General features: G+C 55.1%; 14 protein-coding genes and 1 pseudogene. 7 read left to right on the forward strand and 8 right to left on the reverse strand.

Features of this window, described 5'->3' with window-relative positions:
• Window positions 1–9: 9 nt before the first annotated feature.
• Window positions 10–1,764, reverse strand: a complete 1,755-nt coding sequence (locus RYC18_RS12610) for a type I secretion system permease/ATPase (RefSeq protein WP_316886178.1) — start codon at window positions 1,762–1,764, stop codon at window positions 10–12.
• Window positions 1,765–2,591: 827 nt separating this feature from the next.
• Here RYC18_RS12610 and RYC18_RS12615 point away from each other — a divergent pair.
• From RYC18_RS12615 to rfbA, 7 genes and pseudogenes are all read left to right on the forward strand, one after another.
• A complete protein-coding gene (locus tag RYC18_RS12615; protein ID WP_316886212.1) occupies window positions 2,592–3,410 on the forward strand; it encodes a hypothetical protein in 819 nt (272 codons plus the stop codon).
• A gap of 17 nt (window positions 3,411–3,427) precedes the next feature.
• The gene (locus tag RYC18_RS12620) at window positions 3,428–4,888 is read left to right on the forward strand and encodes a DUF4214 domain-containing protein (RefSeq protein WP_316886179.1); all 1,461 of its coding nucleotides are present in this window, start codon (window positions 3,428–3,430) and stop codon (window positions 4,886–4,888) included.
• Between the two features lie 146 nt (window positions 4,889–5,034).
• Window positions 5,035–7,482 (forward strand): glycosyltransferase family 2 protein, encoded by a 2,448-nt coding sequence (locus RYC18_RS12625; RefSeq protein ID WP_316886180.1) that lies wholly within the window; start codon window positions 5,035–5,037, stop codon window positions 7,480–7,482.
• Entirely contained in the window at window positions 7,479–9,869 is a 2,391-nt protein-coding gene (locus RYC18_RS12630; protein WP_316886181.1) for a glycosyltransferase family 2 protein, read from the forward strand. The genes RYC18_RS12625 and RYC18_RS12630 overlap by 4 nt, the downstream gene beginning before the upstream one ends.
• Window positions 9,870–9,916: 47 nt before the next feature.
• Window positions 9,917–10,388 (forward strand): annotated as a pseudogene (locus RYC18_RS12635) (GDP-mannose 4,6-dehydratase); the annotation flags it as partial.
• The gene (gene rfbD, locus RYC18_RS12640; RefSeq protein WP_248671305.1) at window positions 10,385–11,290 is read left to right on the forward strand and encodes a dTDP-4-dehydrorhamnose reductase; all 906 of its coding nucleotides are present in this window, start codon (window positions 10,385–10,387) and stop codon (window positions 11,288–11,290) included. The pseudogene RYC18_RS12635 and the gene rfbD, both read left to right, overlap by 4 nt.
• An 8-nt stretch (window positions 11,291–11,298) precedes the next feature.
• Complete coding sequence (gene rfbA / locus RYC18_RS12645) at window positions 11,299–12,180, forward strand: glucose-1-phosphate thymidylyltransferase RfbA (protein WP_096136867.1); 882 nt, start codon at window positions 11,299–11,301, stop codon at window positions 12,178–12,180.
• A 109-nt stretch (window positions 12,181–12,289) separates the two neighbouring features.
• Here the strand turns inward: rfbA and RYC18_RS12650 are convergent, their stop codons facing one another.
• From RYC18_RS12650 to RYC18_RS12680, 7 genes are all read right to left on the reverse strand, one after another.
• A complete protein-coding gene (locus RYC18_RS12650; protein WP_316886182.1) occupies window positions 12,290–13,750 on the reverse strand; it encodes a hypothetical protein in 1,461 nt (486 codons plus the stop codon).
• Complete coding sequence (locus RYC18_RS12655) at window positions 13,747–14,601, reverse strand: polyprenol monophosphomannose synthase (RefSeq protein WP_072365457.1); 855 nt, start codon at window positions 14,599–14,601, stop codon at window positions 13,747–13,749. The genes RYC18_RS12650 and RYC18_RS12655 overlap by 4 nt, the downstream gene beginning before the upstream one ends.
• 9 nt (window positions 14,602–14,610) lie before the next feature.
• Complete coding sequence (locus RYC18_RS12660; RefSeq protein ID WP_072365454.1) at window positions 14,611–15,093, reverse strand: GtrA family protein; 483 nt, start codon at window positions 15,091–15,093, stop codon at window positions 14,611–14,613.
• 260 nt (window positions 15,094–15,353) lie between these two features.
• Window positions 15,354–17,879, reverse strand: a complete 2,526-nt coding sequence (locus RYC18_RS12665; RefSeq protein WP_316886183.1) for a glycosyltransferase family 1 protein — start codon at window positions 17,877–17,879, stop codon at window positions 15,354–15,356.
• Window positions 17,879–19,543 (reverse strand): class I SAM-dependent methyltransferase, encoded by a 1,665-nt coding sequence (locus tag RYC18_RS12670; RefSeq protein ID WP_316886184.1) that lies wholly within the window; start codon window positions 19,541–19,543, stop codon window positions 17,879–17,881. The genes RYC18_RS12665 and RYC18_RS12670 overlap by 1 nt, the downstream gene beginning before the upstream one ends.
• Window positions 19,540–20,757 (reverse strand): ABC transporter ATP-binding protein, encoded by a 1,218-nt coding sequence (locus tag RYC18_RS12675; protein ID WP_058445634.1) that lies wholly within the window; start codon window positions 20,755–20,757, stop codon window positions 19,540–19,542. The genes RYC18_RS12670 and RYC18_RS12675 overlap by 4 nt, the downstream gene beginning before the upstream one ends.
• On the reverse strand, window positions 20,754–21,548 hold the full coding sequence (locus tag RYC18_RS12680) for an ABC transporter permease (protein ID WP_316886185.1): 795 nt from the start codon (window positions 21,546–21,548) through the stop codon (window positions 20,754–20,756). Before RYC18_RS12680 ends, RYC18_RS12675 begins: the two co-directional genes overlap by 4 nt.
• Window positions 21,549–21,678: the final 130 nt, after the last annotated feature.

Below are 21,678 nucleotides of genomic sequence, written 5' to 3' on the forward strand. Positions count from 1 at the left end.
GAATTCCTTTCACGCGCCAGGTTGCGCCGGTGCAACACCGGTGGCAGCAGGAGCCACTCGTTGCTGAGCCTGCTGCGCCTTGGCCTGTTGCTGTGCCAATTCGGCAATGACCTGATCACGCGCGCCGTACAAGGTGATGGTGCCGGCGTTCATGACCATGACCCGATCAAGTCGCGACAGAATATTGGGGCGGTGAGAGACGATGAATACCGTGGCGCCTGACTCCTTGATCAGTTGCAAGGCGACGCTCAGGGCACGCTCGCCGACTTCATCGAGATTGGAGTTGGGCTCATCCAGCACAATCAACCGCGGGCTGCCGTAGATAGCCCTGGCCAGACCGATGCGCTGACGCTGTCCACCGGACAGGTTGACGCCATCACTGCCGATCACGGTGTCGTAGCCGTCAGGCAACTGCAGGATCATTTCATGCACACCCGCGGTGCGCGCCGCCAGAACCACTTTCTCGGGGTCGACCTTGGTAAACCGGGCGATGTTATCGCTGATGCTGCCCTCGAACAGTTCGATATCTTGTGGCAGATAGCCAAGGTGCGGGCCAAGCTTCTGTTTGTCCCAGGCACTGATGTCGGCACCGTCCAGACGCACCGTGCCGTGCTGCGCAGGCCAGATGCCCAACAGAGCTCTTACCAACGTCGATTTGCCTGCCGCGCTCGGCCCGACAATACCCACAATGGTACCAGCCGGCGTTACGAAACTGATGTTGCGAATGACCGGGTTCTTGCCACCCGGCGGTGTGACTACCAGGTTTTCGACCTGAATATGCCCTTCGGGATCAGGCAAAGCCATGCGATCCGGTTCGTTATGCAGCTTTTCAAGCGTTTCACTCAGGCGAGTGTACTGAATGCGCGCAGCCACAAAACCTTTCCAAGTGCCGATAATCTGATCGACCGGAGAAAGCGCGCGCCCCAACAGCAGTGAGCCAGCCATCATCAAGCCAGGATTCATTTGGTGAGTTATGACCAGGTACGCACCCAGAGCCAACATGATCGACTGCGACCAGTTCCTGAAGGTTTTTGAGATTGAGGTAACAATACCGCCCTTGTCGCTGGCATCAGACTGCAGCACCAGGACTCTGCGCTGACGAACACCCCAACGAGCCATCAGAGTATCGAGCATCCCCATGGACTCGATGACTTCAGCGTTACGCAGGTTTTTGGTAGTCACCAGATTCGCAACCATGCTCTGCTGATTGGCTTCGGTCAGAGCCTTACCGGTGAACCGGTGGTTCAGATAGGCAAGTATTATCAGCACGATTGCAGAACCGACGGTCATCCATCCAAACCATGGGTGAAACAGGAACATCACGGCGGTATAAATGGGCAGCCAGGGAGCATCAAAAAATGCGAAAAGGCCATTACCGGTAAGGAACTGGCGCAACGATGTAAGGTCGTTTAGAGATTGTGCTGACGCATCCATACCGCCACTTTTCAACGCTTTCCTGAAACTGGCTCGATAGACGTCACGGCTTAGAAGGACATCCAGCCTGTTGCTGATACGAACCATGATTCTGGAACGAACCCACTCCAGCGCCCCCATAGTGATCATCAGTACGGTCAGGATCAAGGTCAGCATGATCAAGGTCGGGACGCTGCTGCTGGGCACCACTCGTCCGGATATCTGAATCATGTAAAGGGTGGGGGCCAGCATCAAGGCGTTTACGAACAGACTGAAGAAACCGACTGAGATAAAGCTGCCTTTGCAAGCCTTGAGGGCTACCTGCAAATTATTTTCGTGTGAACGACTCATAGAATCCGTACTGATGAGAGAGCGGTGAACGCGCGGCAGTGTAGCACCTGCTTTTGAAGCAAAGCAGCATTGAGGCGCCATCAAAATACGCAAAATTCAGCCAGATACAAGTGAAGGTTTCCGGGCGTCAAGGTTCGACACCGCCACACATACCGCCGGAAACCTGAACAAACTTCGAAAGTTAAATCTTTCAATCTGACAGTGCAAAAAAAGCGCGCAATGCAAAAACTGTCATATAGGCAAAGGCGCAGTAAGCAGTAAGCAGTAAAAGGATACGGATCCGGCTTCAACAAGCCTTTATATGGCATAGACCGTCAGCACACGAGGCACCCTGTCTGTAGCTTAAACGATTCACCTATCGCGAATTGTAGAACAATATCGAGGGCTGGACCCGCTTGATACGAAATTCGACAGATTTGCCAAATCTGGTCTTTTAGAGAAAAACGTAAATCTCTACGCCGGCGCGGAAACATCTCGAATCAATCGGACCGAGCACAAGAAAGGACTCGAAAAACTTGTGGCATTCCGCCGCTTTGCGACAATAAAACGGTACTTTTGGCCAGAATTTGTACACGAGAAATCTCCTACACAAAGCCACGAAAATTCATCTGATTCAAATTGACTTTTCCTACCAAAGGACTACTCTCGCAATCTGGCTAGCACAGAGCCACCAACCATGTGTAGCAGTACCCGAGCAGTGTGTTATCAGCCCTTTAGAAGGACTGACGGCGTAGCCGGCTTAGGATAAGAAGGAAGCTTGTTGGGTGCAGTCTCCAGAACTTGATGGACTAAAGATCAGCTCTCGCGTGACGCTGCTCGAGCCAGGAATGTACATATTCCGTTATGCCTCGCAGCCACCCGCGGACAAGCCTGTGTGCATCGCACTGCAGCAAGCCCCCCTTGGTAAGGGATCTATTGATTTCTTCCCGGCCGAAGGTGTCAGCAAGAACATGCTGACCCGGCTGGGCGATACCATCGTTGCTCGCGTCAAGGGTGGCATTACCACGGTTCTGATCACCGAATACCATATGTTCGATGCAGTCATCGACCCTATCGACTTGCGCATCGACCGAATCGACACTTCCACCGCCATCATGCGCAATTTCACTATTGCTGCGACCGCCGAACCGAGCGCGGCGATCTCGTCAACTCCCATGCCCGTGGCTCTCAAGCTGGTTGCGCATCTGCAGGGAGAAGGTGATGTGGTCTCTACGGAAGGCTGGGCCGGCGAACCTGACGGCACCCGGCGCCTTGAAGGGTTCTCCATCCTTTGGGGCGACAAGCCGGCAGGCGTGGACCTGGTTTACACCTCTACCGTTGCAGGCTCCGGCCCCAGCCCTAATGTCGCTTCGGGAGCCTTCACAGGTACCCGCGGCAAGTCTTTGCCTCTGGTCTCGGCAGGTTTCAGCCTGGTAGGACCCAATCAGCATTTTTATGAATTGTCTGGCCACCTTGTCTTCCGCGGCGCTGCGCCGCAGGTCATCGTTGCCAACCAGATGATGTACGGCCCCACCGGCAAAGAGCCTCTGGTGGCGTTACACATTTGCATCGCACCCGCTACGAAGATGAACGCTGCCCGCTATAAGTCTCCGTGGGAAAACTCTGCATTGACGCAGAAAATTAGCAGCACAGGCCAGATGGCTTGAAGTAACAGGAATTTCCCATGCAATACGATGCCCCGGTAACTACAACTCAGTTCAACACTTTTCTGACGGCTACCAATCTGACTGACAGCACCACGGCTGCAATCAGTACTCTTCTGGCTCTCGACACTGCGACCACCGTAGACCTCGCTAGCTGGGATGGCGTAAACGCTCTCCAGATTCCTACCGGCCAAACCGGTACTACTGACGTCATCACCGGCACTATCGCTGGTGCACGTGGCGATCTGGTCACCCTGAATGTTACTGCTGAAGTGGCTGCTGCCAAGGCAATCATTCTGGACAGCCAGGCTAACCTGAACGTCAACATCACTCCGACCATCGCGACTGGTGCTGCTGCCGACGCTTCGTCGCTGGCTCGCGTTGCTGTGTCGGCTGATGCTTCCGCTACCACTCAGTTCCTGCTGACCACTGGTACAGGCGATGACGTAATCATCGTCAATGGCAATCAGAACAACTTCATCGATGCAGGTGCAGGCAACGACACCATCATCACTGGCAACGGTAACAACACTATTATCGCTGGTGCTGGCAACAACAACGTGATCACCGGTAGCGGCAACGACACCATCGTTCTGAGTGGCACCAACCACGCAGACGTCGTCAATGCAGGCGCAGGCTACGACGTTGTTCAGTTGGACGGTTCGGTTGCTGACTACACCTTCACTGCTGGCAACAACTTCAACGTCAACCTGACCGGCGCGCAAACTGCCTCGATCACTGGCGCTGAGTTCCTGACCTTCGTCAACACTACTACCAGCGCTGTTGAAACTGTTGTTCTGGCACAGAACGATACAGAAGCTACAGCTCTGCGCATGTTCGAAGGCATTCTGGGTCGTGACGCAGATCTGGGTGGCGCTCAGGCGTTCGCTGGCCTGGCGAATTCCGGTGCATCGTTGACCGACATCGCCAATAGCTTCCTGAACTCCTCCGAGTTTGCCGATACTTCCTCTGCGGCTCCTATCAGTAGCTTGTACACCGAACTGTTGGGCCGTGCGGCAGACGCTGGTGGCCTTGCCAACTGGCAAGCAGTGATAGCTAACGGCGGCACTCTGGCTGACGTTGCAGCAGGCCTCGCCGTTTCCACCGAGGCGCAAGCTCTCGACCAGTCGAACGGCGACTTCGTCCGTGACCTGTACGCCTCAGTACTGGGTCGCGATGCCAATCAGGATCAAGGTGGCCTGAGCAATTGGGTATCCCAACTGTTCAACGGCACCAGCCGTGCTGAAGTGGCTCAGGGCATCGCTGGTTCGCAGGAAGCTGCAACCAAGGCAGATAGCGATTTCATCAACAATCTGTACCTGACCGCTACCGGTCGCGCCGCTGATGCAGGCGGCAAGGCTGCATGGAGCGACTTACTGGCCAACGGCGGCACCCACGCTGATGTTGCTATCGGCATCGTAGGTTCTCCAGAGGCAGTAGCACATAACGACAACGTTATCGTGCTGCACGGCGCGGTGTAACCAGCCCCGTCGTTGTAACAAATACGCCCGGCCGCAAGGCCGGGTCGTATGCAAAAAGGGGCGACTTTCGGGTCGCCCCTCTTTTATTTTTAAAGTGAACACGCCAGCTTATGTCCAGACACCTCGACCGTGGGCGAGAAACGCTCATGGATATGTTTCACCGCCACCGCCAGGCCGATGAGCACGACCTTGCCACCGTGGCACTCGAGTGTGCGCTGCAGACCCCTGAATACCGTCCGGAAGCACTGGTCTGGAAAGGTATCGAGGTCCTGCCGCAAGATCCAAAGCTTGCCTTTATTTATTTGCTCAACGCCGCGCACGCGTTTCCTTTGCGTGCGGACATTCACGCCCTGCTCGGGCGCAGCATCATTGCCCAGGGTCAGCCGTTACTAGCCAACCGTTACATGAGTAATGCCTGGCAAAAACTGCCTGCCGACGCTTCGCTACGCATGATGCTCTGGCAGGCACGCAGCCTGTCGGAAACACCTGAAGACTTGCGCCGCATCATTCTCGCGCACCTTCCTGATATTACCGCTGCCAACGAACTCGCTCTGGTACTCAAACTGCTGGCTGCGCAGACCGGATTGCCAGGCACGCTCGGCGTGGTCCGTTACCTGCCTGATGTGCAGGAGATCCACGGCTGGGCCATCGACTTGCACAATGTGCAGACGCCTGTGTCGTTGCAACTGGAGGCCAACGGTCACTTGATCAGCATGGTTGCCAGCGCCCCGCACCCGTTACTGACAGCGGCAGGATTGCCTGCGGCTCACGGCGGTATTCGCATCAAGGTGCCCAATGCCACCCCTGCCGTGCATGTGCGCTTCGATAACGGCACCGCGCTGCTGGGCAGCCCACTGTCAGCGATGCCGGTTTTCGTTGCTCCACCTGCGGCGTTGAAGGTTGGTGACAAGCAGCCGGTGGATGTACTCATTCCTGTTTACGACGGCCTGGAAGAAACCCTCGAGTGCATCAACAGTGCACTGGAAGCGCGCAAACGCACTCGCACACCTCATCGCCTGGTGGTGATCGAAGACACAACACCGGTTCCCGCGCTGCGCAAAGCCCTTAAGGTTCTCGCGGGCAAGGGCAAAATTACTCTGGTGCAGAATCCCATCAACCTGGGCTTCATCCGCAGCATGAACCGCGCGATGGCGTTAAGCCCCAAGCAGGATGTGGTCTGGTTGAATGCCGACACCCGTGTGCAGGGTGACTGGCTGGACCGGCTGCGCACGACTGCCTATGCCGACGAGACCATTGCCTCGGTCACCCCGTTCACCAATAACGGCGAGTTGATGAGCTTTCCTGAAAGCCGATTCAGCCATCCGATGCCCAGCGCAGCAGAACAGGCCCGTCTGGACGATCTGGCGCGAATGACTGGCAGTCCGGCCATGGAGCTCGAAACCGGCTGCGGCTTTTGCCTGTACATCAAACGCAGCGCTCTGGACAGCGTGGGTTATCTGGATGAAGTCGAACTGCTGCGCGGTTATGGTGAGGAAACTGACTGGTGCCTGAGAGCGCGCGGCCTGGGTTGGCGTCATGTCGGAGCGCCGAATGTGTTCGTTGCGCACCAGGGTGGCATTTCATTCGGCGCCGAAAAGGCGCTGCGGGTGGCGCACAATAACGCCATCCTCAAGCGTCGCTACCCGGACGCGTCATCGCGCTATGAAAACTTCTGCCTGCGCGACCCCATCAGGCCCGCTCGTCAGGCTCTGCAACGCGCGCGCTTAGTGCAACTGCCCGAGCAGTTGTCGACACCGGCATTACGGCAGTTGCATATCGCCAACAGCACAGCATCGCAAGCGCCTTTAAGCCTCACGTGGCGCAACAAGGGCCAGCATGCGCAGGCAACGCTGCAGGCCAACGTGCTGCCGCTGGCGTTCAGCCTTGATTACGAACTGCCTGCCGACACCGAGCAACTGCTGCACGACCTGCGCAGCCTGCCATTGGAGGAACTGATCTATCAGAATCTCGCCAATTGCCCTGAAGCGCTCTGCGCACTGGCCGAACAACTGGATAAACCTTACCGAATCGTTTGCCGCGATGACGTGTTACTCACGCCAGACAGCCGCTTCGACTGGCCGCATTTCGCACGCAAGGCGCAGAGCATCGAGTTGCCGTGGCGGGCCCTGCGCGAGCGTTACGCCGACGCCCTGCCCCAGGCCAATATTTTGATCAGGTCAGCCCCTCAAGCGCTGCCGAAAAATGATTCTGTACCAACCACCCTGCTGATTGCCGATCGCCTTTCAGACCCTGACATCGCCAAACAGTGGCTGGAACTGGGCAGACGCATCACATACGAAAACCAATCTCTGGTATTGCTTGTTGCAGAGGACGGCCCGTGGGTCAAACCCTTTCTCGCCACTGGCGCAATTCATGCATTACCCATCACGCAAGGCCTGAGCCAGGCCGACTCCGTCCTGCTTGCCGGATGCACCGCTGCCTTGAGCGTGGAGCGTAGCCCAGGCGCATCCTGGCGCGCTGCGGACCTGGCTGTCGAACTGGGTCTGCCGCTGTACGCCATGCCAGGGCCGCTCGCCCAGGAAGCCGGAGCATTACCGATCAACACACTGCCTATTTCATTGAGTCGGACATGATCTCAGAACACACACCGGTCAACTCCGACCCGACAGCTCAGCCCTCCGGTAATACACGATTCAATGGTGCCATCACCGGCCTGTATGGCGATGTACTGCAAGGCTGGGCGCTCGATACCCTGCATGCGGATGAACATCTGGTTGTCGAGGTCTACATCGACGGCGCCTGCGTTTCACTGGTCCGGGCCGACCAGTTTCATCCCCGTGCCGGTGCGGATGATCCATTCCATGGCTTTGGTGTACAGCTGCGCCAAGGCTGGCTGGATAATGCAAAGCACATCAGCGCCCGGGTGGCCAACAGTGACTACTGGCTTGCTGGCGACCTGCAATTACCGACCACGCCCAGCGCAGAGCCGGCGCCCATCGCGTCTCAGGTCTGGCACAGCGGTGGCCTGAGGCTCGGCGGCTGGTCTTGGGACCCGGATGCACCGCAGCGGCATGTGCAAATCACCGTGCGTGAGGGCAGGCGGGTACTTGGTCAAGCTACGTGCAATGTTCATCACCAGGCGCTGGTCTATCGAGCAACGAGCGATCACGGTTTCAGTTTTGATCTGCCTTGGGAACTGGCTGATGGCAAGCCACATACACTGGACATCGAAAATGACCTCGGCCATACGCTTTCCGGCAGCCCGATAACCCTGTGCTGCTGGCACGACGGGCTGGAGGGTCTGCTCAAGCAGCATGAGCGCGCGCCCACCGAGCAAAATCTGGCATTGCTTACCCGGATTGCAGCGGATCAGGCAATGCGTCTGCCGAAAAGCGCAGGCTTTCATAATTATCCCGAATGGTTTGAACGGTTCCGTCCTGCTGCGCCAAAAGACGATCAACCGCAGCAATGCAGGATCGGTTTGCTGTTAATAAGTGATGGCAACAGCACGCTCGAAGCCATCAGCCTCGCAAGCCTGAACGCTCAGCCCACAGCGCCTCATCAGTTGGTCAAAACAGACGCCGCTGACCTGCTGCCCGCAATCAAGCAGTTACTTGAAGCCGGCTGCGACGCAGTGGTCCCGCTGATGGCCGGCGATCACTTGGAAATGCACGCACTGGAACACCTGAGTGCTCTGCTCGACGATGGCTGTGCGTGGGGTTATGCAGATTGTGATCGCGATGGTCCGCAAGGCGAGCGTAGCCTACCGTGGTTGAAACCGGTATGGGACATCGACCTGTTTATGGGGGCCGATATCTTCACCCCCGGTGCGATCTTCGGCGCTGCGATCATCGACAAGGCCCTGGCGCTGATAGCCGCCACTGATGGCCAGCGAACTCTTGATTGGCATCAGTTGAGCGCGGCCATCGCTCTGGCCAGCGAAACCGGTCAGGCTATGGTGGCGCATCTGCCGCAGGTGCTCTACCACCGCAGCCAATTCGCCCCGGCCAGCCCCGAGCAGGTCGAGCCATCAGCCCAGCGTCTGAACGCCATCGCCTGGTTGAGCGAAAGCCTCGCATCAGGTGCCAGCGTCACACAACTGCCGAACTTCCCGGCGCTGTTGCGTACGCAGTGGCCCTTGCCGGCCACCCTGCCCCGCGTCAGCCTGATCGTTCCAACCCGCGACCAACTCGGGTTGCTGCGCACCTGTATCGAAGGCCTGCTGACCGCGACTGATTATCCTGACCTGGAAATCATCGTTGTCGATAACCAGTCCAGCGACCCGCAAACCCTGATTTATCTGCAAGAGTTGTCTGGGCGCGGTGTGAAGGTTCTGCCCTACCCTCACCCTTTCAATTATTCGGCCATCAACAATTACGCCGCCACCCATGCCTCCGGTGAACTGATCGGGCTGGTCAACAACGACATCGAAATCATAGCGGCCGACTGGCTAAAGGAAATGGTCACCCAACTGCTGCGTCCGAACGTCGGCGCAGTGGGAGCCAAACTGCTGTGGCCCAACCGCATGGTGCAGCACGGCGGCGTGGTGGTCGGTGTCAATGGACTGGCCGCGCACACTGGCAACCACCTGGAACAACGCGACCCCGGCTACCTGGGGATGAATCAGATCACACGACGCCAAAGCGCGGTTACGGCGGCATGCCTGCTGTTGCGCAAATCGGTCTTCGATACGCTGCAAGGCCTGGATGAACAGGCTTTCCCGGTGGCTTTCAATGACGTGGATCTGTGCCTGCGTATTCGACAACAAGGCTTGAATATCATATGGACGCCATTTGCCGAACTCATCCACGCCGAATCGGCCAGCCGCGGCAAAGACCAGACTCCGGAAAAGCAAGCCCGTGGTCAACGCGAACAACAAAGCTTTATCGAACGCTGGTCCCAATCAGGCCAAAGCGACCCGTACTATCACCCGGCGCTGAGCCTGGATTATTTGAGCGGGCCTTACGGGGGCTTGGCGATTCCGCCAAGACATAGGCAGTTACGACGCGTAGGCACTTAACTCAAGAGATCTTATGAGTATTTGCAAGCCTAGCCTTCAGGTTGTGCAAGGCGCTACCGGTCTAAGGTGATGGCCAACAGTTCCGACACTGGTTGTACGTAGAAGATCACCACTGCGGTATTCGCCGTGCTCTGGAAGTCGATGCGCTAGGCTAGACTTACAATATGGCGGCTGGAACGAGAAGGCCAATATCGATATTGTCCAGACCCTGTGTGCCTTGCTCGATGAACTGGCTCCAGCCGCCGGGCTTGAGGTCATCAATCAGAAGACCGGCCAGCCGGTCAGCGCTTACGCAGAGCTGATCACATATGTGACCCATCGCCATGGCCATGACCGTCGCTATGCGATCATGCGCGCAAGATTGGACGCGAGCTGGGCTGGAAGCCTGCGGAAACCTTTGACACCAGAATTCGCAAGACCGTGGAATGGTATCTGGCCAATCAGAAATGGGTAGGTGGCGTCATGGATGCAAGTTACCGTGACTGGATCGTGCAACAGTATGAGGTCAGCGACGCATGAAGATTCTGCTGCTGGGCAAGAATGGGCAGGTTGGTTGGGAACTGCAGCGCGCTCTGGCGCCGCTGGGCGAGGTGATTGCGCTGGATCGTCAGGGTGCCGATGGCCTGTGCGGTGATCTGGCCGATCTGGAACGCCTGGCCGCCACGGTTCGTGCGCTGGCGCCTGATATGATCGTCAACGCAGCGGCCTATACGGCCGTGGACAAGGCCGAGAGCGAGCCGGACCTGGCGATGTTGATCAACGGCGAAGCTCCGGGCGTCTTGGCTAGAGAGGCTGCCGCACTGGGCGCATGGCTGATTCACTACTCCACTGACTATGTGTTTGATGGGAGTGGTGAAGAACAATGGCAGGAAAGCGCGCCAACCGGTCCGTTGTCGGTCTACGGCCGCAGCAAGCTGATGGGCGAGCAGGCGATTCAGGCCAGTGGTGCCAAGGCATTGATACTGCGCACCAGTTGGGTGTATGCGGCACGCGGCCATAACTTTGCCAAGACCATGCTGCGCCTGGCCACCGAACGTGACTCGTTGAACGTGGTAGCAGACCAATACGGCGCCCCCACCGGCGCCGAACTGATCGCCGATGTCACTGCGCAGATTCTGCATCGAGTGCGCGCTGTTCAAAACCCGGCAGCCTTGGCAGGTATCTATCACTTGGCTGCTGCTGGTGAGACGTCATGGTACGGCTTTGCACAGCTCGTTCTGGAACACGCCGCACGTAATGGCGTGGCATTGAAGGTAGGGCCCGACCAGATCGGCGCTATCCCTACAGAAGCGTATCCAGTGCCGGCACCGCGCCCGCGCAATTCGCGGCTGGCTTTGGCTAAACTCGAAACTGCTTTTCAATTAAAGATGCCGTCTTGGCAACAAGGCGCACAACGCATGCTGGACGAAATCCAGCGCTAAGGACTCTCATGGCTCGTAAAGGAATTATTCTCGCCGGTGGCTCGGGTACTCGTTTGCACCCGGCCACACTCGCTGTCTCTAAACAGCTGCTACCTGTGTACGACAAGCCGATGATCTATTACCCGCTGAGCACGCTGCTGCTGGCCGGGATACGCGATATTCTGATCATCTCCACACCACAGGACACGCCACGCTTCTCGCAGCTGCTGGGCGACGGCAGCCAATGGGGTCTGAACCTGACCTACGCCGTACAGCCAAGCCCGGATGGCCTGGCTCAGGCGTTCACCATAGGCGCAGACTTCATCGGCAACGATGCATCGGCGCTGGTACTGGGCGACAACATTTTCTACGGCCATGACTTCCAGTCGCTGCTGCTCAATGCCAGCAACCGTGAGTCGGGTGCCTCGGTCTTCGCATATCACGTGCAGGACCCCGAGCGTTATGGTGTAGCCGAATTCGATGACAGCGGCCGAGTGCTGTCGCTGGAGGAGAAGCCGCAGGTTGCCAAGTCGAACTACGCCGTCACCGGCTTGTACTTCTACGACAATCAGGTGGTCGATCTGGCCCGTCAGTTGAAGCCCTCCCCACGCGGCGAGCTGGAGATCACCGATCTCAACACGCTGTACCTGGAGCAGAAGCAACTTCACGTCGAGATCATGGGCCGTGGCTATGCCTGGCTGGACACCGGCACGCATGACAGCCTGCTAGAGGCCGGCCAATACATCGCCACGCTGGAAAGGCGCCAGGGCTTGAAGGTCGCCTGCCCGGAAGAGATCTGCTACCGCGCGGGCTGGATTGATGGTGCGCAGCTTGAAAAGCTTGCACAGCCGTTGATCAAGAATGGCTACGGCCAGTATTTGAAGAATGTGCTGAAGGAAAAGGTCTTCTGATCTGAATCTGGCGGGTCGAGATGCAAGATCGGTAAAGGGCGCGATACCGTTTTTAACGGTATCGCGCCCTTTCGCTGTTTAGCGCTGCTGACAGGAGTTACATCTGGAGTCAGTTGACTTCAAGCACCATTTTGAGCAGTTTTTTCTCACCTACAACGATAGGCTCGGCCTTCTTGACAATCAGTTGGTTATCACCTGTGACACCGAAGTTACCAACGATTTCGTTTACGCAAAGCTCAGTGGTGTCGAAGAAGCAAAGCGCCGTAAATTCGCCCTTGCCCTTTGTCGTTGCCAGGAAGTCATCTCTGAGGACTCCGCCACGAAACGCAGCGCCATAGACCGGCAAATCAGGCTGCAGATGCTTGGTTTCGAATACAGCGGGCCAGACGTCCCAGAAAGCACCAGCAATGACCTCGGCTTTTTCTTCCACAGCCACATTGGCCACGGCACTGGAATTTGAGCGCCATGGTGCACCAACCAGCTCTTTATAAGTCGCTGTGAAACCACCCAGAGGAAAAAATACACAGTACACCAGTGCAAGCCCCGGGATGAGCAGTGCGTACTTGTACCGACCCAGCATGAGTGTACGGGTGATGACAAAACCGAACACACTGGCGATGATGAGTTCGCTGGTCAGGAAATAACGTATGTTATGTAGGTTCATTTGAACCCATAGTGTGTTGGCCAACAGTACAACGATGGCCAACGCTACGCACAACACGCCGCTTAATTCAAGAAACTTTTTCTCTGCCGATATCTGATAACAAACGAATGTGATAGCGAGGAACAGCAGAAATGCGCCAAGTTTAAGATTCTGATAAATGACATGCAGGGCATCAATGACGGCCTGAAGCGATATCAAAAGACCTAGCTCAGTAGGTGCCACGCCATAGGTCTGGCTATGATAGCGCGCGATCAGAACCGCCAGGCAATTGATGACAAAAAAGGAAAGGTATCGTTTCCAGGAAGGCCACCTCAAGACGCCAAGCAGAAAGATCGCGGGGATCGCGTAGGTCAGTAACGCATAGTTAGTGGCGTAAGCGACACTGCACACAAACAATGCAATGGCAGCAATAACAGGCTTTGGTAGTTTTGAGTAGGTCAGTGCGTAAGCGAAGGCCAGCATGACCAGCGATGTACCGAACGTATTGTGCTGAACATAGAAATTGAAATGAGCGTATTGGCTCAGGCAGGCCAGCAATATGACGTTGGTAATTGCAATTGCGACCAGCAGAAACTTCGGGCTCCTGTTGAAGAAGATCAATATGCCCAACGGGGACAGATACGCGAACAGGCTGCGAAAGAAAACCTGCACCCTCAAATTGGTCTCCACATCTGTAAATGGCGAGGCCAGTGCGGGTATGAAATTCAGCAGGCGGTCCTGGCCCCAGAAATACCAGGTCAACTTCTGGGTCGACATCAGTGAGGTCAGGATCCCATCGCCATCCTGAAAGCCGGCTAACGCCTGGGTAAGCGGGAATACCGCACCCGCTATGACTCCAGACATTACTATAAGCAGGACACCCAGAAGCAGCTTGCGACGATCATCACTGGTAGAGGTACCTGTCATGCGCTTTTCGCACCATGCTGACGGTTACCGCAGCTCAGACAAACGTCGTCCTTGATATCTTTTGAGTTCGGCTGATCTACTTTGATCAGCGAGAATTCACATTGGCACTTCTCGCATTTCATTATCACGTTGTTCACAGCAGGAGAAATCTTGGTGAAGTGACTGATTGCCGTCAGCCTGAGCAAATTAGCGATGCCGCGGAAGATTTCCAGTGGAGGAATCTTCGACACACCAGCATTGCGCTCATGGAAGTGGATCGGACGTTCAGATAGTTTCAGACCATGTCGATAAGCCTGAACAATCACCGCGAGGAAGAATGAGTAGCCACCCACGACCAGCGTGTCGAAGTCGATTGCATTCAACCGGCTGACGCGAAACGCGCGAAAAGAGGTAGTGAACTCGGTCAACTTGATGCCCAGCAATAGCCTGGCGGCTTTGTTTGCTGCCTGACTGACACGCAGACGATAGCCTGTGTAATCACACTTTCCGCCTTCAGCGTAACGAGAGCCGATGACCAGATCAGTGGTCGCATCAAGAGCGCCAATCAGCTTCGGGATGTCAGCGGGGTCGTGGGAGTGGTCGCCATCCATGGTGACAAGAATGTCGTATGAATGAAAAATCGCATACTTCCACGCCAAAAGATGCGCAGTACCCAAACCAAGTTTTCCGGGACGTACGATCACTTTCAGGCTTGGCCTGGCCAAGGTGGCCAGAATATCAAGGGTGCCGTCCTTGCTGCTGTCATCGACCACAAGGATATCCGCATCGGGTGCGGCAGCGGTGATCCGCTCGATCATGGACGTTACGTTGCCTGCCTCATTGTAGGTGGCAAAAAAAATCAATTTTTTCATTATTTTTGCTTAATTCTGTTCAATTGGTTTGGGTTTTGGAGACAGCATTTTCCAAACGAAGTTATAGGACATGAAATAATTCCAGAGCGAACCCACCACGATGCCACACAGCGCGGAAATCATAGGCATCTGTATCCGGTCGTAAACCTCTCCAGAAATCAGCAAGCTCAAACCCAGCCCAAGAGAAGTGATCGTCAGATAGATCAAATACCCAGCAATGATTCGCTTGCCGGCCAGGCTTGTCTCACGGTAGGTCGACTTGTTGTTCATCAGATAGTTGAAGCTGGCAGCAACGATCATTGCTCCCGCGTTGGCGTACCGGAAGCTGTCCGTCGAGGTCAGCATGAGTGTTTTGAGAACACTCATGTGTACCAGAACACCAAGTGATCCAACGATCAGGAATGAGATGAGTGATAAGGGAAATATCCCTCGGGTAATTCTGTAAGCGAGGTTGGCGATTCTTCGTATTAAATTAGGTATCACGCTGTTCACTACCGTATGGAAGGTTTTGACGCTGACAAACGCTGATTAACGCGCAGAAATCGCCCAAAAAATAGGCCGGAATGATAGGGTTTTTAGGCCTATCTAGCAAGCAACACGACGTTACAACCAGACCAAACGACAACACACGCCACGTCGTACAAGGTCCAGATGAAAGCCTAAGAGCAAGCAAAACAACCTAAATCTCACACCATTTTCAGGCCACAGGACTACTCCTGCAGCACATCAGAACTTGAGCCAAGAATAGCGTTTCAAAAAGCGTACTTTTCTATCTCGCCAATGAGCTGCTGCGCGCTACCTTTCCAGGTAAGCCAAGGCATCTCGCCGGACTGTGGATGTTGCTTCTGCTCGAAAAGAGTCAACCACTCAGTCAGGCTATCGGCGACGTCCTGTGCACTCGCGCCATTGAAATACCAAGCAAACTCACCCGCCACCTCGCGAAATACAGGCAAGTCTCTCGCGATGATCGGCAGCTTGTATTGCGCTGCTTCAATCAATGGCAGACCAAAGCCTTCACCGTAGGAAGCTGCTATCAGGCAATCTGAATGGTTATAGAGATGCTCGAGGTACTCATCACTTACCCCGTCCAGCCACAGCAATTGCTTGCCCAGTTGCTCATGGCTCATCAGCCGCGCCGCCAGATCATCCACCAGCCAGCCATGCTTGCCAACGATGATCAGATTAGCCTTGACACCTGCCGCCCATAGCAACTCAAACGCGTCCAGCGTCTGTGCGTGTCCCTTACGGGGCTCAAGTGTACCCACCATGAGAAAGTGCGGGAACGGCTCAAGCGACTCTATGCGAAGTGCGGGATTTTCCGGAAAGCCGGTCGACGGCATTGATTGGTCAATATCGGCGCCTAGATGGAAAGCGCCTATGCGGAAAGGGCGAGTACGCGCGGGAGCATTGTGCTCCAGCCACTCGCGCATTTCGTCTGCAACCGCATGAGATATACACATCGCGCCATCATACTGGGCAACTGCGTGAATCCACTTCACGTAATGCGCCTGCAGACTGTCAACAAAACAGTGCGGCAGTTGAAGAATCAGAAGATCGTAGACAACGAAGAAGATGTTGACCCCGTGGGCCTGCATCGTATCCAGATAAGTCTGCTTATGTGGCAGAACATCCATCAACAGATCGAGGCAAAGGTAGGTATCACCCGCACGGTAGCTGATGACTTCGTCCTCTTCTGCTTCACTGGCCTCCTTACCCAGAAACAATGTCGTAAACTGCGCTGCATACCGGTAAAAAGGCTCACCTGCCTTCGTATAAACCGGCTTGATAACATAGCCCTCAGGAGCGTGGTTCAGCCATTCGGCCAGGATGCTGCGTACAACTCGCTGTATTCCGCTCTTGCCGTCATGTTTGCACAATTCCGAGATATCAACGAACAGCGTTGGTTTATCTGCGGGGCCCTGCAAAGAAAAATCAATGGCTTTGGCAAGGCGCGAGATATCCAGATCTCCAGAGCCCAAGTGCCCTGTCGCGGCCAAGGCGTCAACCAGAGCCAATGCACTATCTTTTTCCGGCGAAATTCTGTCCGCCGAACGTCTGAAATTGGCCAGAGCCTGTTCGAATGCCTGGACCGAGGCAATGCCAGTACGGTCCCATGAGAACTTCTCGGCACGCTGCAGACCATGGCTGACAAGGGTATTTCGGAACGAGTCATCGGCGAGTACGGTACGGATTTTCTCGGCAATCGCCTTGACGTCGAACGGATCAAACGTCGCGTCATGCCAACCGATGACTTCTGGCACGCTAGAGGTATTGGCACCTATTACCGGCGCACCACACTTCATCGCCTCGAGCGGTGGCAAACCAAAACCTTCATGCCAAGACGGAAATACGTACACCTGACATGAGCTATATAACGCCACCAGCTCAGCGTCAGTGACATAGCCCGTTAGCACCACATCATTTGGGCTCAGGCCAAGTTCTTCGGCGAGTGCCAGATAAGTGTTTACATGGAAATCTGGCATTTTTCCTGCAAAGACTAACTGAATGTCGCTCTGCTCCGCCTTGATCATTGAAAACGCTCTGATCAGTTGTGGCAGGTTCTTGCGCTCGTCAGCTCCGCCGGAATAAAGCACAAACCTCTCTCGCAGGCCGAACTTTTTTTCAAGATCGGCGCGCTCATCAATACTCAAAGCAACCGGCTGAAAAACATCGTCTGCGGCTGTCGACACATTGACGACCCTGGAGTCATCAAGCGGTAGCAGAGACAGCGCCTCTTCCTTCGCAAACTCCGAAATAGAAAGCAGAAGACCGTAGTGTTTGAAGTCCTCAACCTTATTCAGATAATGCTTTTTGTAGACGGGGTTGTTGTCTAAGTACTTCTCCGGACTAACGAAGGGGATCAGATCATACAGTGTCGAGCTGACCAACGATGTCGTGTCCAGGAGAGGGCTGCCAATGACCGCATCGTCGCCATACCCTTCGACCGCACTAGTGACATGCACTACATCCGGCTTCAAGTCGCTGATGCAGGCTTGCCGAATCCGCTGCGCCACATCCCTCCTGACACCATTGGCCGGATCCATATCAGATACCGGCCCTTGGGCATACCATACACGTATATGACTCTGCGGCAGAAAGCCGACAAACGCTGCGCGGATGCTTTCAATACTTTCGCTAAGCATACCGTTGAGGACCAGGTAAACCTCGTGGTCACCACGATTGCGCACAATACCCATCGCCAGAGAAAGACTATAACGACCAATACCGCGGAACCGGCTTTCTGTTTGTGCGCCCTGCATGTCAATTACGATGCGCATTATTCTTGCCCTCTAATCATAGCTTCCCTGAGGGCATTCTCGATGGTGCGGCCTCGCTGGGTCAGTGGTGCGTGATCAATCACGCCGTGCGGTGGATCGCTGATAATGGTTTCAGGTGCCGGGTTCACAGTCGCCTGATGCATTCCACTCAGCTTGGCGTGAAGCCAAGGACTGGATTTCAAGACAGCGAGGACTGGACGTTCGATTGCTGGTCTACGTGCCAGCCACAGCCGCGCATGTGGAACGGTGCGACGTAGTGCCTGGCCGAGCGTAGGACGACTGCGGCGGAACGGCCAGTAAATGCAGCGCGCGATGAACCGCAGCGGTGCAGTAAGGCGCCAAGACGTGCTCCGGTGTACCGCATTCAACTGCTGCTCATAGGCTGTAGCGCGCAACCACCAGTGATGTGCATTGCCCAGCGACGCATTCAAACGTGCATTCAAATCGTCAAGTTGCGCTTGCGCCTGAGCCTGCTCTGCCTGTCCATCAGTTAAAGAATCCCGAGTCAGGAGTTCAATCCTGGTCTGGAGCTGCCCTATGGTGGCCAAGGCTTCATCAGTACGATCCTCTGCCTGCTTTAAATGATGGAACGTATCATCCTGCAACAACTGCACAGTGTGGTAGCGCGACTCCGCAAGATCAGCGCGCAAGCCAATCTCTCGTAACTGCGCGTCCATGTACGTACGATGTTCTTGAAGTTGGGTATTCATACGTTCGTGAAGCGCTTGCAGTTGAGCTTCCATTCGTGCGTAATTTATATCAGTACGCCCTCCAAGCTCATGAACGACGACTTCCAATTGCTCGCTGTGCTGCACGGCATGTTCGATGTCGTGCTTGGCTTGCTCGCTCTGAATCGTTAGCTGTTTTAAAAGAGCTTCCAGGTTCTGATTGCGCTGTTCAATCTCCTGCAGTCGACTCAAGGTCTGCTCATCATATCGCTTGGCAAGCGTATTGAGCGGAAGGCCATAGTCCGTCGAAAACGCATTATCAAAACGTTCGAGCTGTTCATCTGATGCCGTTTTTTGAGCGACAATCGCATAATCAGGGCTAGCCCCCCCCAAAACGTCCATCAGATCGACGGGACCACCCTCTGCCAATACCGTAGGTTCGTGAAGGCGCATCAGCTTCGAACGACTGAACCCAGAGAACTCGATCAGAAAATCCAGTAACAAGTGCGGAATCGGGCGTTCATGGGTCGGATCAAGATAGAAATGTTGCGTGCCCACTACCAGATTTTCTGCGTTGGGCGTCTCCAGAATCAATAGTCCTGCCGGCTTCAAAACTCGCAGTGCTTCTGCAACCAGGACTTTCAGATCCTTGAAGGGTATGTGCTCTGCAATATGAAAACCTGAAACAAGTGCCTGGCTTTCGTCAGGCATCTTTTTTAGCGCACTCAGTGCATCATCAAGTTCAACGGGCAAACCGCGTTCGATGCAGGCGTCGAGCATGCCATTATCCATATCGATACCGAGCGGAGCGAAGCCTGTCTGAATCAAGATTTCGAGCCATTCTCCGCGACCACAGCCAAGATCCAGAGCCTTGGACGCTGGATACAGTCTTTCGAGAGGCTGAATGAACGGAAAGAATGCCTGTTGCCGCTCGCGAATCAACTCACGGGAACCACGATGGCGGTCTTCAAAGGCGCGATAGAAAGGAAGGGTCATCGATTGCACTCCACAACAGGCGGCAGCCAAGCCAGTCCTACAAACTCGCTTTGCGAAATATTGACTACATTAAACACAAGCGTCAGGTCCACCCATTCATAGTTGCGTGATAAATGACTGTCTGTTGTATGGAGCGCTACCGCAATCGAGTAAGAGCCCGGACCGAGGTTGGCCGCAAAGCTGAACACGTAGTCCAGCGACTCGCCCGCCTGTAGATCAACAACCTTGCACCCCATGTGGTGAGTGTTGGTGCCATACACCGGCTGCCCAAGTCGGTCCTTGACCAGGTAACCCACCACCAACTCGGGGATAGCGCTATTCACTTGAGCGTTAATACGCAATGAAACCGGCTCACCAACAGACACATATTCAATGCGTTCGCCCGCAGCGTTATGCAAAGTAACGGGGCCTATTGTGGCCTCGCCGCTACCTGACCGCGTCTGCACAACACCCTCCTCCAGCTCTCGAGTCTGCACGGTGGCGTTTTCTTTTTCAGCGATCAAAGCATTGTAAAAGTCCATGACCTCTTCGGGCTTGCCATCCTTGATGACGGTGCCTTTTTCAAGAAGGATCGCTCGATTACATAATGCCTGAATGGACCCACGGTCGTGCGACACGATCAACAGGGTTGTGCCTTGCTTTTGAAACTCGCGTATGCGGTCAAAGCTTTTGTGCTGAAAATAACTGTCACCTACCGACAAGGCCTCGTCGACAATAAGGATCTCAGGCCTGATGGCAGTAGCGACGGCAAATGCCACACGCATCTGCATACCACTCGAATAGGTGCGCACCGGCTCATCGAAATAGCTTCCGATCTCCGCAAAGGCTTCGATCTCGCTGATAACGGTATCTATCTGGTCGGCATTGAAGCCCATGAGGCCTGCCGCATGATACACATTCTGACGGCCAGTCAGATCAGGGGTAAAACCCATTCCCAGCTCAAGAATCGCAGCGATGCGTCCATTGACCTGCACATTGCCTTCAGTCGGCTGCAGGGTGCCAGTTATCATTTTCAACAGTGTCGACTTGCCCGCGCCGTTCTGTCCGACAATGCCTATAGCCTCACCCGGGTGAATCGAAAAGCTTATATGTTTGAGAACCCAATGTTCCTCTTTGGGCTTGGTACTCAGCCCAAACCAGCGAGCGATACGCTGAAACTCGGAGGCATAGACGCGATAGGCCTTACCCAGATTATTGACACTTAGCAGGCTCATAGTACATCCACCATTTCCGGCGCCGCCCGGCGAAACATGAAGAGGCCCAACAGCATCAACCCAACAGCAACAGAGGCAGTGACGGCCATACTTTGCAGATCAGGCGCTCGCGCATAAACCAGAACATCGTGATAGGCGCTGACGATCGGAAACATGGGATTGATACCCATGACACTCTTGAATTGCTCAGGGATGATGTTGAGCGGGTAGACAATCGGGGTAAACCAGAACCATACCTGCAGCAGAATGGGAATGACCTGACCGACGTCGCGTATGAATACGTTCAACACGCCTAGAATCAGCCCCAGACCTACAGCAAGCGCAGTGATCACGATGGTCAGCGGAATCAGCCACAACATTTGCCAGTGCGGCCATTGTCCCAACGCTGCGAAGACCAGCAAGATGGCGGCCAACAGCAGTACGTAGTTGAGCAGGCATGAACCCGCGACAATCACCGGCAATGTAATACGCGGAAAGCGCATCTTTTTCATCAGGTTGCCCTGATCGATGAACAGTGTCAGACAGCGACCGATGATCTCAGAAAAATAGCTCCAGGCCAGCATACCGGCCATCAGGTAGACCGCGTAGGCATACTTGTTGTCGATGCCAGGTAGTTTGGCAGCCAGAACGTTGGAGAGAACCAGCGCGTAGATCGCAACCTGTGCCAGCGGGTTGATAATCATCCACAGGCCACCCAGGCGGCTGCGGGAGAATCGTGCGGAAAACTCATTGCGTATAGATGAAAAGACGAATCCCCGGTAACCCCAAAGGCTTCTGAACAGCTCCAACATTGATGACTCCTGAAAAGGGTGAAGTCGTGCTTACCCTGAGTGTTTCCGTTTCGCGCAACGTTACTCAAGGCCTCAATCGAGGCTCGCCCTGTGAGAGGCTTAAGAAGCCGCGATACGTAAAAAGCAGAAA

The organism is Pseudomonas syringae group sp. 247E2 (assembly GCF_032587795.1).
Taxonomy (GTDB): domain Bacteria; phylum Pseudomonadota; class Gammaproteobacteria; order Pseudomonadales; family Pseudomonadaceae; genus Aquipseudomonas; species Aquipseudomonas amygdali.